Annotated in this window: 16 protein-coding genes; 7 read left to right on the top strand and 9 right to left on the bottom strand. The window is 73.6% G+C overall.

What is annotated here, in order from left to right; translation table 11 throughout:
* Nucleotides 1-7 precede the first annotated feature (7 nt).
* The 4 genes from AB0I72_RS06470 to AB0I72_RS06485 form a co-directional block, all read right to left on the bottom strand.
* Entirely contained in the window at nucleotides 8-1,657 is a 1,650-nt protein-coding gene (locus AB0I72_RS06470) for a glycosyltransferase (RefSeq protein ID WP_358563779.1), read from the bottom strand.
* Nucleotides 1,658-1,662: 5 nt separating this feature from the next.
* Nucleotides 1,663-3,684 (bottom strand): glycosyltransferase family 2 protein, encoded by a 2,022-nt coding sequence (locus AB0I72_RS06475; protein WP_358563649.1) that lies wholly within the window; start codon nucleotides 3,682-3,684, stop codon nucleotides 1,663-1,665.
* A gap of 64 nt (nucleotides 3,685-3,748) precedes the next feature.
* Nucleotides 3,749-4,777 (bottom strand): class I SAM-dependent methyltransferase, encoded by a 1,029-nt coding sequence (locus AB0I72_RS06480; protein WP_358563781.1) that lies wholly within the window; start codon nucleotides 4,775-4,777, stop codon nucleotides 3,749-3,751.
* A 275-nt stretch (nucleotides 4,778-5,052) separates the two neighbouring features.
* The gene (locus AB0I72_RS06485) at nucleotides 5,053-7,131 is read right to left on the bottom strand and encodes an acyltransferase family protein (RefSeq protein ID WP_358563651.1); all 2,079 of its coding nucleotides are present in this window, start codon (nucleotides 7,129-7,131) and stop codon (nucleotides 5,053-5,055) included.
* Between the two features lie 500 nt (nucleotides 7,132-7,631).
* Here AB0I72_RS06485 and AB0I72_RS06490 point away from each other — a divergent pair, with 500 nt between their 5' ends.
* A complete protein-coding gene (locus tag AB0I72_RS06490; protein WP_358563653.1) occupies nucleotides 7,632-8,243 on the top strand; it encodes a superoxide dismutase in 612 nt (203 codons plus the stop codon).
* A gap of 140 nt (nucleotides 8,244-8,383) precedes the next feature.
* Here AB0I72_RS06490 and AB0I72_RS06495 read toward each other — a convergent pair whose 3' ends face one another.
* Nucleotides 8,384-9,859, bottom strand: coding sequence for a PLP-dependent aminotransferase family protein (locus AB0I72_RS06495; RefSeq protein ID WP_358563655.1), 1,476 nt, complete (start codon nucleotides 9,857-9,859; stop codon nucleotides 8,384-8,386).
* Nucleotides 9,860-9,979: 120 nt separating this feature from the next.
* Between AB0I72_RS06495 and AB0I72_RS06500 the strand changes: the two genes are divergently transcribed.
* Nucleotides 9,980-10,456 carry a DUF3291 domain-containing protein gene (locus AB0I72_RS06500; protein WP_358563657.1) on the top strand — a complete coding sequence of 159 codons (477 nt, stop codon included), beginning with the start codon at nucleotides 9,980-9,982 and terminating at the stop codon, nucleotides 10,454-10,456.
* A 168-nt stretch (nucleotides 10,457-10,624) separates the two neighbouring features.
* Here AB0I72_RS06500 and AB0I72_RS06505 read toward each other — a convergent pair whose 3' ends face one another.
* The 3 genes from AB0I72_RS06505 to AB0I72_RS06515 are packed head-to-tail and all read right to left on the bottom strand — an operon-like array spanning nucleotide 10,625 to nucleotide 13,479.
* The gene (locus AB0I72_RS06505) at nucleotides 10,625-11,365 is read right to left on the bottom strand and encodes a class I SAM-dependent methyltransferase (RefSeq protein ID WP_358563659.1); all 741 of its coding nucleotides are present in this window, start codon (nucleotides 11,363-11,365) and stop codon (nucleotides 10,625-10,627) included.
* A 45-nt stretch (nucleotides 11,366-11,410) separates the two neighbouring features.
* Complete coding sequence (gene bioD, locus AB0I72_RS06510; RefSeq protein WP_358563661.1) at nucleotides 11,411-12,145, bottom strand: dethiobiotin synthase; 735 nt, start codon at nucleotides 12,143-12,145, stop codon at nucleotides 11,411-11,413.
* Nucleotides 12,142-13,479, bottom strand: a complete 1,338-nt coding sequence (locus AB0I72_RS06515) for an adenosylmethionine--8-amino-7-oxononanoate transaminase (RefSeq protein WP_358563663.1) — start codon at nucleotides 13,477-13,479, stop codon at nucleotides 12,142-12,144. Before AB0I72_RS06515 ends, bioD begins: the two co-directional genes overlap by 4 nt.
* 382 nt (nucleotides 13,480-13,861) lie before the next feature.
* Here AB0I72_RS06515 and AB0I72_RS06520 point away from each other — a divergent pair, with 382 nt between their 5' ends.
* Both AB0I72_RS06520 and AB0I72_RS06525 read left to right on the top strand, forming a co-directional pair.
* Complete coding sequence (locus AB0I72_RS06520; RefSeq protein ID WP_358563665.1) at nucleotides 13,862-15,118, top strand: 8-amino-7-oxononanoate synthase; 1,257 nt, start codon at nucleotides 13,862-13,864, stop codon at nucleotides 15,116-15,118.
* 48 nt (nucleotides 15,119-15,166) lie between these two features.
* Nucleotides 15,167-16,471: an SGNH/GDSL hydrolase family protein gene (locus tag AB0I72_RS06525; protein ID WP_358563667.1), complete on the top strand. Its 1,305-nt coding sequence runs from the start codon at nucleotides 15,167-15,169 to the stop codon at nucleotides 16,469-16,471.
* An 84-nt stretch (nucleotides 16,472-16,555) separates the two neighbouring features.
* Here the strand turns inward: AB0I72_RS06525 and rocD are convergent, their stop codons facing one another.
* Entirely contained in the window at nucleotides 16,556-17,830 is a 1,275-nt protein-coding gene (rocD, locus tag AB0I72_RS06530; protein WP_358563669.1) for an ornithine--oxo-acid transaminase, read from the bottom strand.
* A gap of 375 nt (nucleotides 17,831-18,205) precedes the next feature.
* On the opposite strand from rocD, the gene AB0I72_RS06535 reads away from it, so the two are divergent.
* The 3 genes from AB0I72_RS06535 (at nucleotide 18,206) to thiD (ending at nucleotide 22,195) form a co-directional block, all read left to right on the top strand.
* A complete protein-coding gene (locus AB0I72_RS06535) occupies nucleotides 18,206-19,879 on the top strand; it encodes an acyl-CoA synthetase (protein ID WP_358563671.1) in 1,674 nt (557 codons plus the stop codon).
* 395 nt (nucleotides 19,880-20,274) lie between these two features.
* The gene (locus AB0I72_RS06540) at nucleotides 20,275-21,204 is read left to right on the top strand and encodes a DUF368 domain-containing protein (RefSeq protein WP_358563673.1); all 930 of its coding nucleotides are present in this window, start codon (nucleotides 20,275-20,277) and stop codon (nucleotides 21,202-21,204) included.
* 187 nt (nucleotides 21,205-21,391) lie between these two features.
* Complete coding sequence (gene thiD / locus AB0I72_RS06545; protein ID WP_358563675.1) at nucleotides 21,392-22,195, top strand: bifunctional hydroxymethylpyrimidine kinase/phosphomethylpyrimidine kinase; 804 nt, start codon at nucleotides 21,392-21,394, stop codon at nucleotides 22,193-22,195.
* The last annotated feature ends 37 nt before the right edge of the window (nucleotides 22,196-22,232 follow it).

A 22,232-nucleotide genomic window follows, 5' to 3' on the forward strand; every position in this document is an offset into this window, starting at 1 on the left:
CGGAGTGTCAGCGGGCGAGCTTGCGCAGGACCCGCCCCGTCAGCCCCGGGGTGAACCAGCGCAGCTTGCGTTCGGCCCGCTTGGCCCGTGCCCGCAGCCGCTCGACGTCCGCCAGCGCGCGGTCCAGTTCGGCGCGGAGCTTCTCCGGCCGCTGGGGCGCGGGCGAGTCGTCGTCGGTGGGGACGACGAACTCCTCACCGGGCATCCAGTGCGTGCCGTGCAGCTCCTCGACGAGGTGGTCCAGCTCCTTGCCGGTCGCCTCGGGGGCCAGGTGACGCGCCCGGAGGAAGGCGGTGGCGCGTTCCAGCCGCAGCACCCCGTCGTCGGCCCGGGTCGCGCCGGGCAGCGGCGCGCCCAGCAGGCCGATCCGGCGCTTGTTCAGGATCTCCACCAGGTCGGCCACGACGGTCGACGTCAGCTTCGGTCCCACGGGAACGCGCAGGGCGAACGGAACCCGGTGATCGGTGTCGGGTTCCTCCTCGGTGAGGTGCACCCGGGGGTCGCCCCGGAACGTCTCCCGGATCAGGCGCAGGTCCAGACGCTCCTCGTCCAGCGGGGAGCGCCGGCCGTCGGTCAGCGCGCTCCAGGGACCGCGCAGCCACAGGCGGATGTCGGGCGTGGTCCCGTCGAGCAGGGCGGAGGCGGTGGCGTCGACGTCCTCCAGGGTGTGGCCGTCCACGTCCAGGACCACGTCGGCGAAGGGCACCTCCCACACGCGGTCGGGGCGCTTGCGGCGCAGACGGAAGTCGGGGACGCGGTTGGCCACGTACGGCGACCGGTACCGCATGCCCGCGTCGCGGCGGGTCTGCATCTGGGATCGGCCCAGGTGCCAGCTGCTCGTGTCCAGGTCCGGGATGAAGACGGCACCCTGCTGGGACACGCGGTAGGCGAACTCGGTGTCGCCGCCCAGCACCATGTCGGCGTCCATGCCCCCGGCCGCCTCGAACAGGCTCCGGTGCAGCGACCCCGTCGCACCGGTGAACACCCGGTAGGACTGGTGGTCGGCCCCGCGCAGCCGGTCGTGGTCGGCGATCGGCTTCTCCACCCAGTGCGGATCGGCGCTCGCACGGTCGAACAGGGTGTCGGCGCGGCCCTCGGCGACCTCGCGGCGGACGTGCTCGGGCGTCATGGCGGCGGGGTCGAAGTCGACGAAGAGCTTGTGCCCCATGGCCACCCCGTAGTCGACGAGGTGGTGCCAGCGCATCTGCGACTCCACGTGCTCGCGGTACACGAGCATGTCCGCGTCCAGTCGCAGGATGACCTGGCCGGAGGAGGCGGCCACACCGGTGTTGACCGCGTGCGCGGACCCCCAGCCCCCGGCGGCGGAGGTGATCAGGCGCGTGTTCTCGGGGCGCGCCTCGGGCAGGACGAGCGGCTCCGGACTGCCGTCGTCGACCACCACCACCTCCGTCAGGTGCGCGGGGTAGCTCTGCCCCGCCAGGGCGGCCAGGACCAGCGCCAGCTTCTCCGGGTTCCCGTGCGCGGGGATCACGACGCTGACCGACAGGGTCGGCGTCCACGCGCCCAGGGCCGGCGGTTCGAGCGGCGAGTAGTCGTTGCGCGTCAGGCGCGGCTGGTTCGCGAAGTCCAGTTCCCCCCGCGGCGGGCCGTCCCCGGCTCCGGGTGCGTCGGCGTCCGGCCCCAGGCCGGTGTCCAGCGTGGTCAACGGAGTCCCCCCGTGTACTCGGTGGCGGGCTGGCCGAGAGGCGACGGTTCGCCCTCCAGGAGGGCGCTCGGACGCCAGCCGAACCACTGTTGGGTGTGGTCGTGCAGGAAGAAGCCCATGTCCTCGGACCACGTGTGCCCGCCGCCGGTGCGGCGGAGGACGTACCCGAGTCCGTGGGCGCGGTAGATGCGTCCGCCGCCTCGGATGACGGCGATGAGCAGTTGGGTGTCGATCGCCCGGGGCAGCGGCCGGAAGCCGCCGGTCTCCTCCAGGACCGCGCGGTCGGTGAGGACGGTGCCCCCGGCGATGAAGCGGGTGTTGGCCTCGGACCTGCGGCTGCGCCAGACCATCACGTCCAGCTCCTGGAGGTAGACGAAGTCCTGTCCGACGCCGACCAGCTCGGCGCCCGAGTAGGTGCGCGCCAGCACCAGGTCGGCCAGGTGGTCGGGGCCGTACCAGTCGTCGTCGTCCCACTTGGAGACGAGGTCGCCGGAGGTCCGGGCGACGGCGTCGTTGAGCACGGTGCCGAAGATCTGGTCGGCGTCGGCCTCGTGCACGATCAGGGGGATGCCGGTGGCCCGGAACTCGGCCACCGCCGGGGCGACCTCGGGCAGGGACGCCGGGAAGCCGTGCAGCGTCAGCACGACCTCGACGTCCACCCCGCGCTGCCGGGCGATCTGCGCGAGCGCGAAGCCGACCATCTCCGGACGCCGCGTGCACAGGATGACCGACACCGTCGGCTCCGGGGGCAGCGGGACGCCCGCCTGGGCGGCGAGCGCGCGCCACCGGGCGCGGTGCCCGTGCGTGCGCAGGGCCGCGCGGCGCAGCCGCACGCTGTACTCCTCGCGCCGCAGCTGGTCGGACAGGTCCGCCTCCTCGGCCCCGCTGACCAGGTCGGTCAGCGGGTCGCCCAGTCCTGCGGCCCAGGTCGGAACGGGGCCGCCGACCAGGGGGACCCCGCCGGCGGCGAGCGAGGCCACCGCGCGAACGGCCGCGCTGGGCCCGGTGTGCCCCGACCAGTCCACGCGCACACCGCGCAGGTGCCGCAGCCGCGCCAGGTCGACGTCGGTGACCGTCCCGTCGGCGCCCACCGTGACGAGGTCCTTCCTCCCCTCGCGGACGACGGCGCGGTCGCCGTGCACGGTGAGGTCGCCCAAGGGGCCGTCCGCGGACTTGGTGAACCCGACGGGGTTGACGGTGGTCTCGTCGATCGGCGCGACGGCGTGCACGCGCGCCTCCGACGGCGCCGCCGCGGCCGCGTTGACCCGCCGGGCACGGCCGTGCCCGGCGTCCTCGACGATCGAGGACCACGCGTCGGCGCCGGTGACGGCCCGGTCCAGGACGGGGACGTTGGCGTCCTCCCACCCGGGGGCGCGGTCGGCGGACACCCGCAGCGCGACGTCGCCGTACGGGGTCACCCGGCGCAGCGGGACGGGCCCGGCCGCCTCGACCCCGCTGGAACCCGTGTCGCCCGGGCGCCACAGCGCGGCCTCGGGTCCGTTGAGGACGGCCACGGGGGCGAGGGCGGGGCCGCGGCGCCGCCCACGGGTCCCCCGCATGACGGCGTCGAGCACCTGCGCGGTGTCGACGGCGTTGGGGAAGAACAGCTCGCAGAGCCAGCCGCGCTGGTCGAACCGGCGGACGCGCATCTCCTGGAGGTCGCGCCACTGGCCCATGCCGGGGGAGGCGGGGAGCGGCGGGTCCTGGTGCCCCGGCGTGGTCATGAGGGCGACGACCACGTGCACGGCGCGGGGCAGATGGGTGCTCACCGTGAGCGACCGGTTCAGGTCGGTGGGGGTGGCCGCGACGACCGCGACCAGCCCGACCTCCTGCTCCGGGTCACCCTCGCGGACCGGCTCGCCCATCGGGTGCGCGTCCAGGTCCACGAGACGGTCCCCGGGCCCGAGCGGCAGGCGGGCCAGCGGAGCGCGCGCGGTCTCGTGCGCGCCCGTGTGGCACAGCACGGCGGGTTCGCGGCCGCGCATGCGCAGGGCCTTCCGGAGAGCGGTGGTGATCATCGGCTGACCTCGGGATCGGTGAACGGTGGAAAGGGGGATCCGGTGAGGGCGGTGGGCGGCGGAATCAGGCGCCCTTGCGGCTGAACACGTGCGCGCCCTTCTCCGTGTGCTCCTCGGTGCGCTGGAGTTCGGGGTGTTCGGCGAGCCAGCGGTCGCCGATGGCCCGCTCGTCGGGGCGGTCGGCGTCGTCCAAGACGATGACCGCGTCCTCGGTGCAGTGAGGGAGCACCGCGGGCACGGCCGGGTAACGGGCGTGGCGGCCGGTGGCCTGCGGCGGGCCGTCGACGAACACCAGGCCGATCCCGTCCAGGTCGGCCAGGACCGAGGCGTCGTACCAGCGATCGGCGGTCCGGACGGTCTCGTCCCCGGCCACGACCTCCACCGACTCGACCTCGGTGAGGGGGGCGTGGCGGATCTCGATCATGTCGTCGAGACCGTGCGCGGCGACCAGCTCGCGGCTCAGCTCGGCGTACCGCGCGTCGTGCTCGACGGCCACGAGCCGACCGCCGCCCGCCCGCCGCAGCGCGTACCCCAGCCAGACGCTGGAGGCGCCGCTGCCGAACTCCACGACGAGGTCGGGACGCAGGAGGTCGATCTGTCGGACCAGCACGCGCAGCACGTCCGGGGAGGCCGCCCAGCCGCGCAGGGGCGGCATGAAGGCGGCGGTGTCGAGGTTCTCGCGCAGTTCGGTCCAGGCGACCTGCTGCTCGTAGTCGTTGCGCCCCTGGACGGTGACGGCGTGGCGGATCTCCCGGGAGACCTTGGGCAGGGCGTGCTCGTGCACCCGGTCGACCCGCGCGCGGATCTCGTCCAGAGCGGCGGTGAGCTCCAGCCGGTCCCGGCCCAACGCCTCGGTGACCGTGTGCGTGTGCGACGCCACCTCGGCGGGCAGCGCCAGCACGGAACGGCGGAGGCGGATCAGTCCGAGGCCCAGGACGCAGACCAGGCCCCCGAGCCCGACCATCCCGGTGAGGAGGACCGCCTCGGCCACGGTGACCAGGCCGAACACCCCCAACACCACCAGGGTGGCCGCTGTCGCCACGGCGAACACGGCGGCGAGGATCCGGATCGGGCGGCGGCGGAGCAGGCGCATGGTGTCGACCTCCACGGGTTTCTGACACGGTCTGGGGGATGTACGGGGGGTCCGCGAGGGCGGTGTGCCGCGCGAAACGACCGGTGCCGATCGTTCTCCCAGCCTAGGTGGGAAAAGGTCGGATGACGGTTGTGACACTAACCGTTCGGTGGAATGCCCGGTCCGGTCCGAGGGGGAATCGAAACGCGAAATAGGAGCAATTCTCCGTTTGTTCACCCGGCAATCACCGAAGCCCCTCCCAGCCGAAGTCTGGAATTCTCCGGCGAGGCCCGGTATCACCATCCGGTGGCCTCCAGCAGCCCCTCCTCCATCATCGGCGCGAGGGTGCGGGAGTAGGTGGCGGTCATGTGGGTGCGGTCCCAGAAGACCAGCATGTTGCCGACGACCGCGTCGCAGGCTCCCTCCGGGCACACGTACGCGGTCAGGTCGAACACGCGGACGTTGTCGGGCAGGTCGGTCCGGGCGGCGGGATCGGCGGCCGCCTGGCTGTAGGAGGCCGGCGAGGTGCACTCGCCGAGGGGGCGGCTCTCGACGCACTCGGCCCCCGCGTAGTCGCGGCGCGGCAGGTCGCGCAGGCCCACGACGTCGATCCCCAGCTCCTCCAGCCGCCTCCAGCGCTCCACGAAGCCCGGGGGCACCCGCTCGTTCCCCGGGGCGGCGCGGGTGGAGGACGTGAGCACGGCGTCGGGCCGCAGCCGTTCCAGTTCCTCCATCGCCAGGGCGTCCCACTCCTGGCACTCGGTGAACACGGCGCCGTCGCGCATGGGCACGTCGGCGCTGAACTGGCAGCCGCTCTTGGTGAAGGACACCAGCCGCCAGCCCTGCCGGGCCGCCGCGGTGGCCACGGCCGGGTACCAGTGGGCGGTACGCGAGGCGCCGACGATCGCCAGGGTGCGCTCGGCGTCGGCCGGACCCCGCTCGCACACCACCAGCTCCGTGGAGGTGAGGCCCACGTGGCACCCGTCGGTGTGGTGGGAGGACAGGTCGGCCCGCGCGTCGGCGGGATCGGGCAGGACGGGCAGGTTCGGGACGGGATGGACCGATCGTTCGTCGCTGAGCACGAGGGCCCCGGGGTACCTGGCGGGTTCCGAGACCTCCTCGGCGGCCTGCTCCGCGCGGACCCGCTGCTCCCGTGCGATGTGCGCGGACCACGACGCCGACACGGCCAGGACCGGGACGAGGAAGGCGGCCGCCACACCGAGGGACCAGGCGGGCGTGGCGCGGCGCGGCGCCCGGGTGAGTCTCCGGGCGCCGTCCTCCACCAGGCGCGAGGTCAGCCAGGCCAGCACCAGGGACAGGGCCAGGACGAGCGACCCGCCGGCGAGGTCGGCCAGGCCGCGGTCGGTCAGGTGCAGATAGCAGACGAGGACCGGCCAGTGCCAGAGGTAGAACGCGTAGGACAGCGAGCCCAGCCGCACGAGGGGCCGCCACGTGAGCAGGCGGTCGGCGCCGAACGGGCTGCCGGTCGTCCCCGCGAGGATCACCAGGACGGCGGCGCCGGTGGGCACGAGCGCCACGTACCCGGGGAAGAGCGTGGCCACGGGCAGCACCGCCCCGCAGGCGACGAGGACGGCCAGTCCGGTCCAGCCCATGGGCACGCGCACCGCGACGGGCAGGCGTACCCGGGTGACGACCAGGGCGAGGACGGCCCCCAGGGCCAGCTCCCACGCGCGGGCGCCGGAGTCGAAGTAGGCCCAGGCCTGGTTGGTCCCGGTGATCCACACCGAGTAGCCGAGCGAGACGGCGAAGACGGTCGCGACGACGGTCAGGAGCGCCGTCCGCAGGGGCAGCCGGACGCGGGCCGCCACCAGCGCGGTCAGGGCGAGGAGGAGCGGCCACACGACGTAGAACTGCCCCTGGATGGACAGCGACCAGAAGTGCTGGACCGGGCTGGGGGCGGCCTCACGGGCGAGGTAGTCCACGGAGGCGGCGGCCAGCGCCCAGTTCTCGTGGTAGAGGGCGGCCGCGCGCACCTCGCGGAGGATGTCGGACCAGCGCGAGCCCGGCAGCCACAGGAAGGTCGCCACGAGGGTTCCCGCCAGGACGGTCAGCGCGGCCGGGGTGAGTCGGCCGGCCAGTCGCGACCAGAAGGCGACGAAGGCGACGCGCCCGTCGCGCTCCAGGGACCGGACCAGGGATCCGGTGATGAGGAACCCCGTGAGCAGCAGGAAGACGTCGACTCCGCCGGAGACACGGCCGAACCAGACGTGGTAGACGGCCACGAGGACCACGGCGACGGCGCGCAGACCCTCGATCTCGGGGCGGAATCCGGCCCCCGTGCGCACGGTGGACCGGGTGGAGACGGAGGGGACCGGGGACACGGTGGCGGGGGCCCCGGGAATGGTGACGGACATGGGTGAGAGGACCCTTGAAGACAAGTGGGAGATGTCAACCGAACGGGGCACACGGCGGGTTCGGGAATGCGGTTTCGACGTGGCATTGTCGCTCTCCGTGACACCGCTCCGGTGAATGGCGGGAGAACGCGGGGCCAACCCTGGATCCCGTTTTCGCCGAGGGGCCGCACGGCGGGGGGACGGAGATGACCACCGGCGTGCGACAACGCGCGAGAAATCACCCCAAGATGTGATGATTCGACCACGCGGCTTCCGGGTAACGCACGAGGGGCGGCCACGCTCCCGGGGCACCAGCCACCGTCTCACGCCCCGGCGACCGCACACCCACGGTCAGTGACGACCGGCCGCCCACGTTTCTCAGCCAGGACCCGGTTTATTCCCGCCCCGGTGTGTAGACAGAGCGACATCGGGCCCCCGGCGCCCTGGCTGATAGCTTGCTGCCTAGCGATCCCATCGCTGGTGAACACGACGAATCGCGTCTTTGGAAAGGTGCGTCAGAGATGTCTGCGCCATACACGCTGCCCGAACTCTCCTACGACTACGCGGCCCTGGAGCCGTGGATCTCGGGCCAGATCATGGAGCTCCACCACTCCAAGCACCACGCCGCCTACGTGGCCGGTGCGAACACCGCGCTGGAGCAGATGGCGGAGGCCCGGGAGTCCGGCAACTTCGGCACCATCCCCATGCTGGAGAAGAACCTCGCCTTCCACCTCGGCGGGCACGTCAACCACTCGATCTTCTGGCAGAACCTGTCCGCCGACGGTGGCGACAAGCCCGAGGGCGAGCTGGGCGCCGCGATCGACGACCAGTTCGGCTCCTTCGACGCCTTCCGGGCCCACTTCGGCGCGGCGGCCAACACCATCCAGGGCTCGGGCTGGGCGATCCTCGCCTACGAGCCGCTGGGCCAGCGCCTCATCATCGAGCAGCTGTACGACCAGCAGGCCAACATCCCGCACAGCACCACCCCGCTGCTGATGCTGGACATGTGGGAGCACGCCTTCTACCTGCAGTACAAGAACGTGAAGGCGGACTACGTGAAGGCCTTCTGGAACGTCGTCAACTGGGCCGACGTCCAGCAGCGCTTCGCCAAGGCCCGCGAGGTCTCCTTCTAGGTCCGAGCAGGGTCGCACGCCGTGCCCGGCCGGAGACGGCGGGCGCCGCGGGCACAGCGGGGGGCGGCACCATCCCGACCGGGGGTGCCGCCCTCGCTCCGTTCCGGGCCGGGGGTCGGGCCCGGGCCGCGGCTCCGGGCTCAGACCACGAGGCGTACCGGGTCGTCCACGACCGGCCCGTGGCGGTCCAGCTCGCGCCACGCCTGGCTGAGCCGCCAGACCAGCTCCTCGCTGGTGGCCTCGTCGTAGGCGAAGGGCAGGCGGAAGTACTCGGAGAAACGGTCGTCGTCGCTGGAGGACATCATCGGCCCGGGGACCAGCTCCACGTCGTGGCAGAGCGCGACCTGGGCGAACTCACGGGCGTTGACGCCGGGCAGGCGCACCCACAGGGCGGCTCCCCCGGCGGGACGCCGCCACTCCCACGAGGGCATGGACTCGCGCAGCAGCTTCTCCATGTGGTCCAGTGCCCGGGTCAGCTGGGCGGAGCGTGCCGCGGCGAGACGGTCGTAGTGGGGCAGCAGGCGCACGGCGACCGCCTGCTCCAGGAGGGGGCTGCCGAGGTCCGCCAGGACCTTGCGGCGGCTGAGCCGCATGGCGATCTCGGTGGGCGCCCGCAGCCAGCCGAGCCGGAGCCCCGCCCACCCGACCTTGCTCAGCGAGTCGACGGTGATGATCTCGGCCCCGCGCGGCGCGAAGGCGGCGATCGGCGGCGGCTCGTCCTCGGCGCGGATCCCGGTGTAGGCGCTGTCCTCCAGGAGGGGGACGCCGTACCGGGCGGCCATCTCCCCCAGCTCACGGCGGCGGGCCGCGGACGTGAGCGTGCCGGTGGGGTTGTGGTACGAGGGCATGACGTAGATCAGGTGCGGGGAGTGCTCGGTGATCGCGCGGCGCACGCGCATCGGGTCGATGCCCTGGCCGTCGATGCGGACGGGGAGGAAGTGGGCGCCCCGGTCGCGCATGAGGTCGAGGCAGCCCGCGAAGCCCGGGTCCTCGGCGACCACCGGTGAGCCCTCGCGCAGGTAGAGCTGGGCGACGAGGGAGACCGCCTGGTGGGCCCCGGTGGTGACGACGATCTGGTCGGGTGTGGTCGGCAGCCCCTGGTCGGTGTAGCGGTCGGCGAGGGCGCGGCGCAGCACGGGGAGCCCGCGGGGGTGGTAGGTGTCCTCGACCATGAGCGCGGGCAGGTCGCGGTCGACGACCTCGCGGACTGCCTCCTCCACGACCTCCAACGCCGGGGTGCGCAGGCAGGCGACGGAGATGACGCGCGGGGTGTCGCGCAGGAGGTTCTGGTATATGGGGTTGGCCACCGTGCCGGACGCCCACCCGTCCGAGCGCACGGGGCCGACGCTGGCGCTGACCCTGGTGCCGCTGCCCTGTCTGCTGTCCAGGATGCCCTCGGAGCGCAGGGCGTCGTAGGCGGACACCACCGTGGTGCGGCTGATCCGCAGGGCGGTGGCGAGCGCCCGTTCGGACGGCAGCCGCTCCCCCGCGACGAGCGTGCCCTCGGTGACGAGGCCGCGCAGCGCGCCCGCGAGCCGCTGGTAGAGCGGACCGGACTCGGAGGCCCAGGCGCCGAGCCGGTCCACGAGCGTGTCCACCTGACGAGAAGAGTCCATTTTCCGCTCCATTGGATCTGTCGGGTGCCTCCCGCACCACCGATACTGGCATCACAGTCCACCAGGCCACCAGGACCAAAGTGGACCCTTTCATTCCAGACCATTCATGGGGGAGTCCCGATGCCATCCGTCGTCCCGCACACGATCCCGCACCAGCACACCCGGGCGTCCGACGTCCGCGCGATCCGCCTCCCCGAGGGCCCGGTCCTGGTGGAGAGCCTCCGCCTGGGTGTGCCGTCAGGTGACGGCCGGGCCCTGGACACGCTCGTCGCGACCCTGAGGGACCGGGCGCAGGGCAGTCCGGGCTATCTGGGCGAGGTCCATGTCGACCGCTCGGACGGCCACCGCCGGGTGGTGGCGCTCTGGCGGTCCCCGACCGACCTGCGCTCCTTCGTGCACGCCGCACACCCGGACCTGCTGTCCTTCCGTGCGGCGACCGGGGTGTTCCCCACGGTGGAACGGACGCTGTGGTGGTCCGCTGAGGGGGCCGCGGGGGTGACCGCCGACGAGGCCGAGCGGCGCGCCGTCCACCTGCGGGAGCACGGCCCCGGCGCGCGGGCCTTCACCCTGCGCTCCCCGGTGCCCGTCCCAGCCTGACCGCCGCGTGGGTCAAGCACGACGAAGAACTGATCGAGGAACGGGACGACGCCGAAGCGGCCCGGATCGCCGACGAGATCCGGGCCGGAGTGCGGCAGACCACGCCGCTGTCCGAGGTGGAGTGGTGAGCGGCCCGGAGTGGACCGCGGACCCCGGAGCCGTCCCGGCTCAGTCCCGTGGCGCCTCCGCACGCCGGGCCAGGAACACCAACTCCCTCCCCGGCCGGTCGGGCGCGTCACGGACGTCCTCCACCACGAAGCCGTGGGCGGCCAGGTCCGCCTCGACCTCCCGCCGCTCGCGGAACCGCAGCGTCGAATCCGACGCCACCACCTCCCCGTCCGCGGCGAACACGTAGGTCCACCGGAAGGTCACCAGAGGCGGCCGGACCTCCACCAGCTCGACCCAGCTCTCGACGGCGCCGATCCCGGGGATCCTCGTCACCCGGTGCGTGGCCGCACGGTTCCACCCCTCCCAGGCGCGCGCGGCCGGATCCCGGGTCTCGAACACCAGCCGCCCGCCGGGAACCAGCGCGTCGTGGGCCCCGCACAGCGTCGTCCGCCACGCCCCCGGGTCGACGATGGCCTGGGCGACGTTCGCGGTCATCGTCACGAGGTCGACCGTCAGCGGGGGCAGCGCCGTCACGTCACCGTGGATCCACCGCACCCGCCCGGCCCCCGGTTTGGCCCGGGCGACGTCGAGGGACGCCCGGGCCGGATCGACGCCGACGACGTCCACGCCGCGGTCGGCCAGCAGGAGCGCCAGGACGCCCGTCCCGCAGCCGACGTCGAGGACCCGGCGCGCCCCGAACTCCTCCGCCAACCGGACGTAGGCGTCGAGGTCACCGCGGTCGGGGTCGAGGGGGTCGTAGACCGCGGCGAGCCGCGGATGTCCGAAGCACTCGTCAGCCATACGGCCGACGGTAGGCGCGGCCGGGCCGATCGGCCATCCGTTTTCCTACGCCCCGGCCGGTGCGCCCGTCGACCATCGGGCCACCACCGCGGCCGCGTCCCACGTCCCGCCCAGGGAGGGGGCCAGGCTCCGACGGGCCACGGCCGCGAACTCCGGCGCGGTCAGCCGCCCGCTCCCCTCGGGCAGGGCGCCCACCAGGCCGCCCGCCCCCATCGTCGGCAGATCGGTGAGGTTGCACCGCATGGCGAGGTCGGGGCGGCCCGGCCACGCGCCCACGACCACTCCGGCCGGGGCCAGCCCACGCGCGCGCAGGGCCTCGGCCGTCAGCGCCGTCGCGTTGAGCGTGCCCAGGTCGGGACGGGCCACCACGAGCACCGGGGCGGGCAGGTCCATCGCCACGTCGGCCAGCGTCCGCCCCTCGCGGTTGAGCCGCACCAGCAGCCCGCCCGCGCCCTCCACCAGGACCAGGTCGTGGTCGCGGTCGAGCTCGTTCACGGTGTCGACCACCCGACCCGCGTCCAGCGGCGCCGCACCGCACCGCGCGGCCGCGGTCGCCGGGGCGAGCGGATCGGGGTAGCGCACCAGCTCCACGGCGGTCACCCCCGGCACGAGCCGCGCGACCTCGTCCGCGTCCCCGGGCTCGCCGGACCCCACACCGGTCTGGGCGGGCTTGACCACGGCCACGCGCTGCCCCGCGTCCCGCGCCAGCGCCGCGACGGCGGCCGTGACGACCGTCTTGCCGACCTCGGTGCCGGTACCGGTCACCACCAGAACGCTCATCGCTCCCCCAGGGACGCCTCGGCGGCGGCGACCATCCCGGCGGCGATCCGGGCCACGTCGTCCGCCGTGCTCACGTAGGGCGGCATGGCGTACACGTGGTTGCGGAACGGCCGCAGCCACACCCCCTCCGCCACCGCCGCCCGGGTCGCCTCCCGCACGCGCACCGGCGCGTCCAGTTCGATCACCCCGATCGCGCCCAGCACCCGCACCTCGCGCACGCCGGGCAGCCGCGTCGCCGGGGTCAGGCCCTCCCGCAGGCCCGCCTCCACGCGCGCCACGTCGCCCCTCCAGTCCCCCTCGGTCAGGAGTTCCACCGACGCCAGCGCGGTGGCGCAGGCCAGCGGGTTGCCCATGAACGTGGGCCCGTGCGCGAGCACCGGGACCTCGCCCTCCGCGATCCCCCGCGCGACCCGCGCCGTGCACAGCGTCGCGGCGAGCGTCATGTACCCCCCGGTCAACGCCTTGCCCAGGCACATGACGTCGGGCGTCACACCCGCGTGGTCGGCCGCGAACAGCTCGCCCGTGCGGCCGAGGCCCGTGGCGATCTCGTCGAAGACCAGCAGCAGCCCGAACCCGTCGGCGATCCGGCGCAGCTCCCGCAGGTAGCCGGGGTGGTGGAAGCGCATCCCGCCCGCGCCCTGGACCACGGGTTCGACGATGATCGCGGCGAGCTCGTCGGCGTGCTCACGGGCCAGGGCCTCGAACCCGGCCACGTACGCGGGGTCGGGCTCAGCGTCGAACCCGGCGGGCGGCGCGGGCGCGAACACCTGCGCCGGGAGCACGTCCCCCCACAGGGCGTGCATCCCGCCGTCCGGGTCGCAGGCGCTCATCGCGTGGAAGGTGTCCCCGTGGTAGCCGCCGCGCCAGGTGAGGAACCGGCGCCGCCGCGGGCTCCCGGTCGAACGGTGGTACTGGAGGCACATCTTCATCGCGACCTCGACCGACACCGAACCCGAGTCGGCCAGGAACACGTGGTCCAGCCCCTCGGGGGTGATCCGTACCAGCGCCTCCCCCAGCTCGGCGGCCGGGGCGTGCGTCAGCCCGCCGAACATGACGTGGCTGAAGGACGCCAGCTGGTCGCGCGCGGCGGCGTCCAGTCGCGGGTGGCGGTACCCGTGGATCGCCGACCACCACGAGGACATCCCGTCGACCACCTCGTGGGCGCCGTCCTGCGACCACAGTGTCAGCCGCACCCCCTCGGCGTCCGTGACCACGTACGGCCGGTCGGCCGCGGGCACGGTCGTGTAGGGGTGCCACAGATGGGCGCCGTCCAGGTCGCTGACCCTGCCGGGCTCGACCGGGAGCCGGGGGCGCGTGTGATCGGTGGAGGTCATGGATGTGTCTCGGGGCCGGGGTCGGGCCCCTTCCTCCCTACGTGGATGTGGGCGTCGGACCGTCGCGCCGACCCATTGTTCACGGCCCGGACCGGCGGGGTCCCGTGTGGTCCTACCAGGATTCCACGCCGAAGTTTGTGGGCTTTCACGGGTGACGCGCCCACCCGGCGACCGGCAGAGTCTAAAGGCGCCTCCCTGGCACACATGGACCGGACCGACCCAGCGGGATTGGCCGCCGCTGGGTCGGTCCAGCCACGTGTCGATCCGCCCGGGTGAGGCTCGTCCGCCACCCGCGTGGCACGCCGCGCCGAGCGCGCCCGCCCGCCCGGTCCGACCCCGGTTCCCGGGCGCCGGCTCCGACCAGAGGAGGACCCCCGCGCGTATGGAACGCCCCGCGAACGCCACCGTCGCCGTCCCCCCGCGCCCCTGGCCCCTGCGCGCCACCGGCACGAAGCGGTCCGGGCGCGGTCAGCGCGTGAGCGACCCCTTCGCGTGGCTGGACGGCGCGGCGAAGCGCAGGGCCGAGGCCGGGCTGACCCGCCGCACGGTGCCGAGGACCCTCTGCGACGACCTCCTCGACCTCGCGGGCAACGACTACCTGGGGCTGATGCTGCACCCCGAGGTGGTGGGGGCCGCCGCCGAGGCCGCCCACGTCTGGGGCGCCGGAGCGGGTGGGTCACGCCTGGTCACGGGGGACACCGAGCTCCACGGGGAGCTGGAGCGCGAACTCGCCGACTTCTACGGGACCGAGGCGGCGCTGGTCTTCTCCTCCGGGTACGCGGCCAACCTCGCGATGGTCACCACGCTGGCCGCCCCCGACCCCGACGGCGACCCCGCTCCCCTGGTGGTGTGCGACCGCCACAACCACGCCTCCCTCATCGACGCCACCCGGCTGGCCCGCGTCTCCGGGGCGCGCGTCGCGCTGTTCGAGCACGCCTGCCCCGACCACGCCGCCGCGGCCCTGGCCGACGCGCACGCGCGCGCGCTGGTCCTGAGCGACACCGTGTTCTCGGTGGACGGCGACCTCACCGACGTCGCCGCGCTGGCCCGCACCGCCCGCGCGCACGGCGCCGCCCTGCTGCTGGACGACGCGCACGGGCTCGGCGTCGTGGGACCCGGCGGCCGTGGCTCCGCCGCCCTCGCCGGTCTGGACGGCGCGGAGGACGTGGTGGTGTCCGTGACGCTGTCCAAGTCCCTCGGCGCGCAGGGCGGCGCGGTGTTGGGATCGCGGCGGGTGATCCGCCACCTGGTGGAGACCGCGCGCACGTTCGTCTTCGACACGGGGCTCGCCCCCGCCTCGGTGGGCGCCGCGCTGGCGGCGCTGCGGGTGCTGCGCGACGAGCCCGACCGGGCCGAGGCGGTGCGCGCCCGCGCCCTCGACCTGGCCGAGGGGCTGCGCGAGCGGGGGCTGGAGGCCAGCACGCCGGACGCGGCCGTCGTGTCGGTCCTGGCTCCCTCGCCGGAGCAGGCGGTGGCCTGGCGCGGCGCCTGCCTGGAGGCGGGCGTGCGCGTGGGGTGCTTCCGTCCGCCGTCGGTGCCGGACGGCCGGTCACGGTTGCGGCTGACCGCGCGGGCCACGCTCACCGACGCACAGGTGCGACACGTCGTGGACGTGATCGCGCGGAACCGCCCCGGGTAGTCTGGCGTTGGCACAGGACCCGTCCGGAGATGGGAGGCGGAAGCGGCCTTGTCAGCCCCCGATGACACCCAGTCGACCCCCGTTCCCCCGGAAACCGACCCCACCCGCCCCCCGAACACCGATCCCCCGGGCTCCGGGCCCGACGGCGCCGTGCCACGGCCGCGCGGCACCCGGCGTCGGCGCCGCGCGCGGGCCGTCCTCGTCACCGCCGCCGTCCTGGTCGTGGCCCTGGTGGTCACCCTGGTCGTCCCGGCGGGGCGGGACGGGCTGCTCCGCCTGTGGTGCCTGGGCACCGGCGGGGTGTGCCCGACCGAGGAGCTGCCGCCGATCACCGAGGACGAGGAGATCGACTGGCGGCTCCGGATGGAGCCCCGCGAGGCCGCCCTGTGGGGGAACTACGTGGCGCTGGGCGACTCCTACTCCTCGGGCGACGGCGCCGGGGACTACGACCCCGCCACGGCCGAACCGGGCGGCTGCTGGCGCTCGGCGCACGCCTACCCCAGGGTGATCGAGGAGGAGTTCTCCTTCGCCGGATCGCTCGCCTTCCACGCGTGCAGCAGCCACAAGGGCGCGGACATGCTCTCCGAGATCGGCACCCCCGAGTCGCAGATCGAACGGGTCACCGAGCACACCTCGCTGGTCACCCTCGGCATCGGCGGCAACGACCTGGGGTTCATCCCCGTCCTGCGCACCTGCATCGTGCGGATGCCGCTCCTGGAGAACGGTGTGTGCACCGCGCAGGAGGAGGAGATCGCCGGGCGGATGGACCGGTTCGAGGAGACCCTGACCGAGATCCTCACCGAGATCCGCGACCGCGCCCCCGACGCCCGGATCCTCGTGCTCGGCTACCCGCGGCTGTTCCCCGAGGAGCCGCCGAGCATGTACTACACCCTGACCACGGACGACCAGACCTGGCTGAACTCGGTCGGCGAGCGGTTCAACGAGCGGATCCGCGACGTCGTCTACGAGGTCGACGGAGGGATCTACGGCGGCCGGGGCGCGGGCAGCGTCGAGTACGTCAACGTCTTCTCCGCGTTCAACGGGTACGAGGTCAGCGCCGAGGACGCGTGGCTGAACGGGATCGTCCTCGGCCGCCTCGGCGAGGGGATGCGCGTGGACCGCGCGAGCTTCCACCCCACCGCGCAGGGGCAGCTGTCCATCGCCGAACGCGTGCGCCTCCAGATCGAGGAGGGCCCCGAGCGGGCGCTGTACGTGGCGCGGGAGACCCTGGACACCGTGAACGAGGACCTCCTCGCCACCGAGCTCGGCGGCCCGCTCGACCGCCCCGACGCCTCGGCCTCCCCCGAGGACGGGGAGACCGTCGAAGACGCCGAGGCGCGGGTCGAGGAGTAGTGCTCCGAACCCGGCCACGGGGACGGCGCCCCGGAGAGGGGGCGCCGTCCCCGGCCGATCGGTCCTACGCCGGCGCGCGCTCCGTCACGCGCGCGCCCTGAGCTCGGCGAGCACCTCACCGAACCGGTCCAGACCCCAGTTGAGGTCCTCCTCGGTGATCACCAACGGAGGCGACATCCGCACCGTGGAGCCGTGGGTGTCCTTGACCAGGACGCCGTGCTCGGCCAGCCGCTGGCACAGCTCCTTGCCCGTGCCCAGAGCCGGGTCGACGTCGATCCCCGCCCACAGCCCGATGCTGCGCGCCGAGACCACTCCGTCGCCCACGAACTCCTTCAGGCGGCGGCTGAGCACCTCACCCAGTCGGCGCGCGTTCTCCAGGTACGGCCCCTCGGTCAGCATCCTGACGACGGTGCTGCCCACCGCCCCGGCGAGCGGATTGCCCCCGAACGTGCTGCCGTGCTGGCCCGGCTGGATGACGCCGAGCACGTCCTCGTCGGCGACCATGGCCGAGACCGGCAGGATTCCGCCGCCCAGCGCCTTGCCGAACAGGTAGGCGTCCGGCACCACTCCGCTGTGCTCGCACGCCCGGATGGTACCGGTCCGGCCCAGACCCGCCTGGACCTCGTCGGCGATGAACAGCACGCGGTTGCGGTCGCAGATCTCGCGGACGCGCGGCAGGTAGTCCTGCGGGGGGACGATCACACCCGCCTCGCCCTGCACCGGCTCGATGAGCACGGCCGCGGTGGTCTCGTCGATCGCCTCCTCGATCGCCTTCGCGTCCCCGTACGGCACCGACCGGAAGCCCGGCGTGTACGGTCCGAAGCCCGTCCTCGCCTCGGGGTCGGAGGAGAAGGAGATGACGGTGGTGGTGCGCCCGTGGAAGTTGGCGCCCGCCACGACGATGGTGGCCTGGTTCTCGGCGACGCCCTTGACCTCGTAGGCCCACTTGCGGGCGACCTTGATGCCGGTCTCCACCGCCTCGGCGCCGGTGTTCATCGGCAGGACCTTCTCCTTGCCGACCATGTCGGCCAGGGCGCTCACCCAGGGGCCGAACTGGTCGTTGTAGAAGGCCCGGCTGGTCAGGGTCACCCGGTCCAGCTGCCGGTGCGCCGCGGCGAGCAGGTCGGGATTGTGGTGGCCGAAGTTCATGGCCGAGTATCCGGCCAGACAGTCCAGGTACCGGCGTCCCTCCACGTCGGTCACCCATGCTCCGCGCCCCTCGGCGATCACGACGGGAAGGGGTGAGTAGTTGTGCGCGGACCGTGCCCGCGCGAGCGCGATGTGCTCCTCACTGGAGAGTGCCTGTCCGCCGGGGTTTCCGGCGGAGTCCTGCTGCCCCATGTTGCGGGTGTCGCTCATCTAGCCGCTCCGATCACCATTGACCGATGTCAGACAGTAGATACCCACCATCAGGCCCGGTAGAGCCCTGAGGCGGAGGTCCCCAAGAGTTGAGCAGATCATCCGGTGAGCACACAAGAGGTAAGGCAGATCACAGTGCCGGCCCCAGGCCCGAAACCCGGACCCGCGCCGCGCGCCGAGCCCACTGAGCGGGGGCCTCGACACGCGACGTGACCTGAGCCGAGTTCCCAGGTGACGCGCTCCACAGCCCCGACCGCGATCGACCTCCTCCCCGCGGGGTACGGTCGGCTCATCAGCCATCCCGCCGCGGCGGTCGGGGCGTCGCGTGGACGTCCGGCCGAGGTCGGCCCGAGATCCGTTCCAGGGAGGTCCGGCGTGCCCACCCCAGCGTCCCCCGACGCCCCCTTCTCCCTCCCCCGCCTCCTCACCGCCGTGACCGAGGCGGTACCCGACCGCGTCGCGCTCGTCGCGGGCCCCCGCCGCCTCACCTACCGGACCCTGCTCGACCGCTCCCTGCGCCTGGCCACCCACCTGGTGGAGACGGGCGTGCGGCCCGGGGAACACGTGGCGATCCTGGCGTTCAACCGGGCCGAGTGGATGGAGTCCTTCATCGGGGTGCTGCGCGCGGGCGCGGTCCCGGTGAACGTGAACTACCGGTACGTCGCGGGCGAGCTGCGGCACGTGCTGTCGGACTCCCACGCGGTCGCGCTCATCGCGGAGGACTCCCTGGCCGCCAAGGTCACCGCGGTCCGCCCCGACCTGCCCCGCCTGCGCCACGTGCTGCTGATCGAGGACGGCGGCGTGCGCGACGCCGACCTCGACGGAACCGACTACGAGCGGGCGCTGGCCGCCGCGTCCGCCGACGCCGCCACCCTGCCCCCGACATCGGGGGACGACCACTACCTCCTCTACACGGGCGGCACCACCGGCTACCCGAAGGGTGTGCTGTGGCGGCAGGCGGACATCTTCCGCGCCGCCCTGGAACGCCGGGCCCCGGACGAACCCCGCGCCCGCACCCCCGAGGACGTCGCGGAGCGCGCCCGGCGGTGCTTCCCCCAGCGCATGCTGGTGCTGGGGCCGCTGATGCACGCCGCCGGGCAGTGGAACGCGCTGAGCATGATGCTGTGCGGCAAGCGCGTGGTGCTCTCCACCGACCGCAGCTTCCACCCCGACCGCGTGGTGGAACTGGCGCACCGCGAGGGCGTCCACGTGGTGCAGCTGGTCGGGGACGCGATGGCCCGCCCGCTCGCCCGGCACCTGCTCACCGAACCGGGGATGTGCCCCGAGCTGACCTCGGTGCGCTCCGGCGGCACCCCGCTCACCCCGTCCGTGCGCGCCCTCTGGCGGGCCTGGCGCGAGGACGTCGCCCTGGCCGACGCCTACGGGGGGTCGGAGACCGGTGTGTGCGGTTCGGCGACCCCGCCCGAGGAGGCCGACTCCGAGGGGACCGGCGACGGCCGCAGCTTCACCATGGGCGGCAGCATCGCCGTGCTGGACGACGCCCTGCGTCCGCTGAGCCCGGGCTCACGGCGGGTCGGGCGCATCGCGAGGACCGGACGCATCCCGCTCGGGTACTACAACGACCCGATCGCCACCGCGCGGACCTTCCCCATCGACCCCGACGGACGGCGCTGGGCCCTGTCCGGCGACTACGGGACCCGCGCGCGGGACGGGTCGGTGATGCTCCTGGGCAGGGGCAGCGTCGTCATCAACACCGCCGGGGAGAAGGTCTACCCCGAGGAGGTCGAGGCGGTGCTCAAGGCGCATCCCCTGGTCGAGGACGCGATCGTCGTGCCCGCCCCGGACGAGCGGCTCGGCCAGCGGGTGACCGCCCTGGTGTCCCTGGCCGCGGACGCCGAGCTGGGCGTGGCCGAACTGCGCGCGCACTGCCGGGGACGGCTGGCCGGATTCAAGGTGCCGCGCAGCGTGCACGTCGTGGACAGTGTGCGGCGGACGGCGGTCGGCAAGCAGGACTACCGATGGGCGGCCTCGGTCGCGCGAAGCGGCGCGGGGAAGGACACCGGCGCCTCCGAACACGCGATGCTCTGACCGGTCCGCGGGGCGCGGAGGGAGGGTCGGCGCCCTCCCGGCGCGGACGTCCACACCCCGTGGTCGGACACACCTCATTTCGGCCTCTGAGTCAAAGCCGTCATACCCAGCCGAAACCCCGTTTCAGGCCTGTCACAGGCGGTCCGGACCGCCACCCGCGCCGCTAGACTGACCACGCCCGGACAGCCCGAGTCCCCCCGTCCCCGGTTCCGGACCACCCGGCGAACCCTCCTGGGGACCGGCACGCCGTACCGGGCGCCGGTCGGGTCCAGGACCCCGCGAGACAGTCCCTTCACGCCACCTCCACCCGGTCGAGGGTGGGTACGGTGACAGCACCAGAACGGAGGACGGCGCGCCCCCTCCCGGAGCATCCGGGCACGCGCCCCACAACCCATATGGCCAAGTCAGTAGGCTCCTTCATCTTCAACGCCGTGCGCGGCGGGGCCGTGGGCACCTCGGAGGCCCTGCCCGGGATCAGCGGCGGCACGGTCGCGCTCATCGTCGGCCTCTACGACAAGCTGATCGGCGGCGCCGGCCACATGGTCAGCGGCATCAAGCGCTACGTCACCGACGTCCCGCGCGGCCGCGGCAGGGAACGCGCCCAGGAGCAGTTCCGCCTCGTGGACTGGAGCGTGCTGGTCCCGGCGCTCATCGGCATGGCCTGCGCCCTCGTGCTGGCCCTGCTCCTCATCGCACCGCTGGTCGAGGAGCACACGCAGTACGCCTACGCGGTCTTCTTCGGGCTGGTGCTCGCCTGCCTGTGGGTGCCCTACTCCGGGTCCGGCAAGCCGTGGCGGGCCTGGCACTACCTGGTCGCCCTGGTCTTCGCGGCCGTGGCCTTCTCACTGACCGGACTGCCCGGAGCGAACCTGCCCGCCCACCCCGCGGTCGTCTTCCTCGTCGCCGCCGTGGCCATCTGCGCCCTCGTCCTGCCGGGGGTGTCGGGTTCGTTCATCCTGGTCACGGTCGGCCTGTACGTGCCCACCAAGGACGCGCTGGAGAACCTCGACCTCCTCTACATCGGGGCCTTCGCGCTGGGGGCGGTCACCGGCCTGTCCCTGTTCGTCAAGCTCCTCCAGTTCCTCCTGGAGAACTACCACCACATCACCCTCGTCGTCCTGACCGGCCTCATGGCGGGGTCGCTGCGCGCCCTGTGGCCGTGGCAGACCGAGGACCGCGAGATCCTGCCCCCCACCGAGGTCCCGCTGACGGTGACCCTCATGGTGGTCGGCTTCCTCGTCGTGCTGGCCGCCATCGTCTACGAGAAGCGTAAGAAGGCGCAGACCGGGACCGCCCACGAGCACCACTCCACCCCGGTCCACTAGGGTCGGGGTACACGGATCCACGTCAGGGGCGACGCCGCCCCGACGGCGCGGGGTGCCGGGGGATGTCCCCGGCTGAGAACAGACCCGTCGAACCTGCTCCAGGGCGTGTGTCGTGGATGCCGCCCGTCGCGCAGCAGGGTATGTGTCCGCGGCACACGCCCTGGTTCGTACTAGCGAAGGGACGCCCATGAGCGCGTACAACATCGTGTCCATCGCCGGAAGCGACCCCAGCGGGGGCGCCGGGATCCAGGCGGACCTCAAGGCGTTCTCCGCGCACGGCACGTTCGGGATGACCGTGATCGCCGCGTTGACCGCGCAGTCCACCCGCGGGGTGACGGGCGTCCACGGGGTCCCGGTGGAGTTCGTGGTCCAGCAGATGGACACGCTGTTCGACGACGCCACGATCCACGCGGTCAAGGTGGGGATGCTCGCCACCGCGGAGATCACCGAGGCGGTCGCGGACGCCATCACCCGCCACGAGCTGCCGAACGTGGTGGTGGACCCGGTGATGGTCGCCAAGAGCGGTGACCGGCTGCTGGAGACCTCCGCGGTCAAGGCCCTGCGCACGCTCCTGCTGCCGCGCGCGGACCTGGTCACGCCGAACCTGCCCGAGGCCGCCGACCTGCTGGGCGAGGCGGAGGCCGCCGACCTGGCGACGATGCGCGCCCAGGCCGAACGCCTGCTGGACCTGGGTCCGCGCCGGGTCCTGCTCAAGGGCGGCCACCTGGCCGGGGACGAGAGCGTCGACGTCCTCGTCTCCCGGGACGCCGAGCCGGTCGAGTTCCGGGCCCCCCGGGTGGCCACCCGCAACACGCACGGCACGGGCTGCACGCTCTCCTCCTCGATCGCCGCGCTCCTGCCGCAGCGCCCCGACACGGCCAGCGCGGTCGCGGACGCCAAGGCGTACCTGACCGAGGCGATCCGGCGCGCCGACGAGATCGACGCGGGCGGCGGCCAGGGCCCGGTGCACCACTTCCACCAGTGGTGGTAGCGGCCCGGCCACCAGTGGCGGTAACGGCCCGTCGCCG

Source organism: Nocardiopsis sp. NPDC049922, from assembly GCF_040660275.1.
Lineage (GTDB): Bacteria > Actinomycetota > Actinomycetes > Streptosporangiales > Streptosporangiaceae > Nocardiopsis.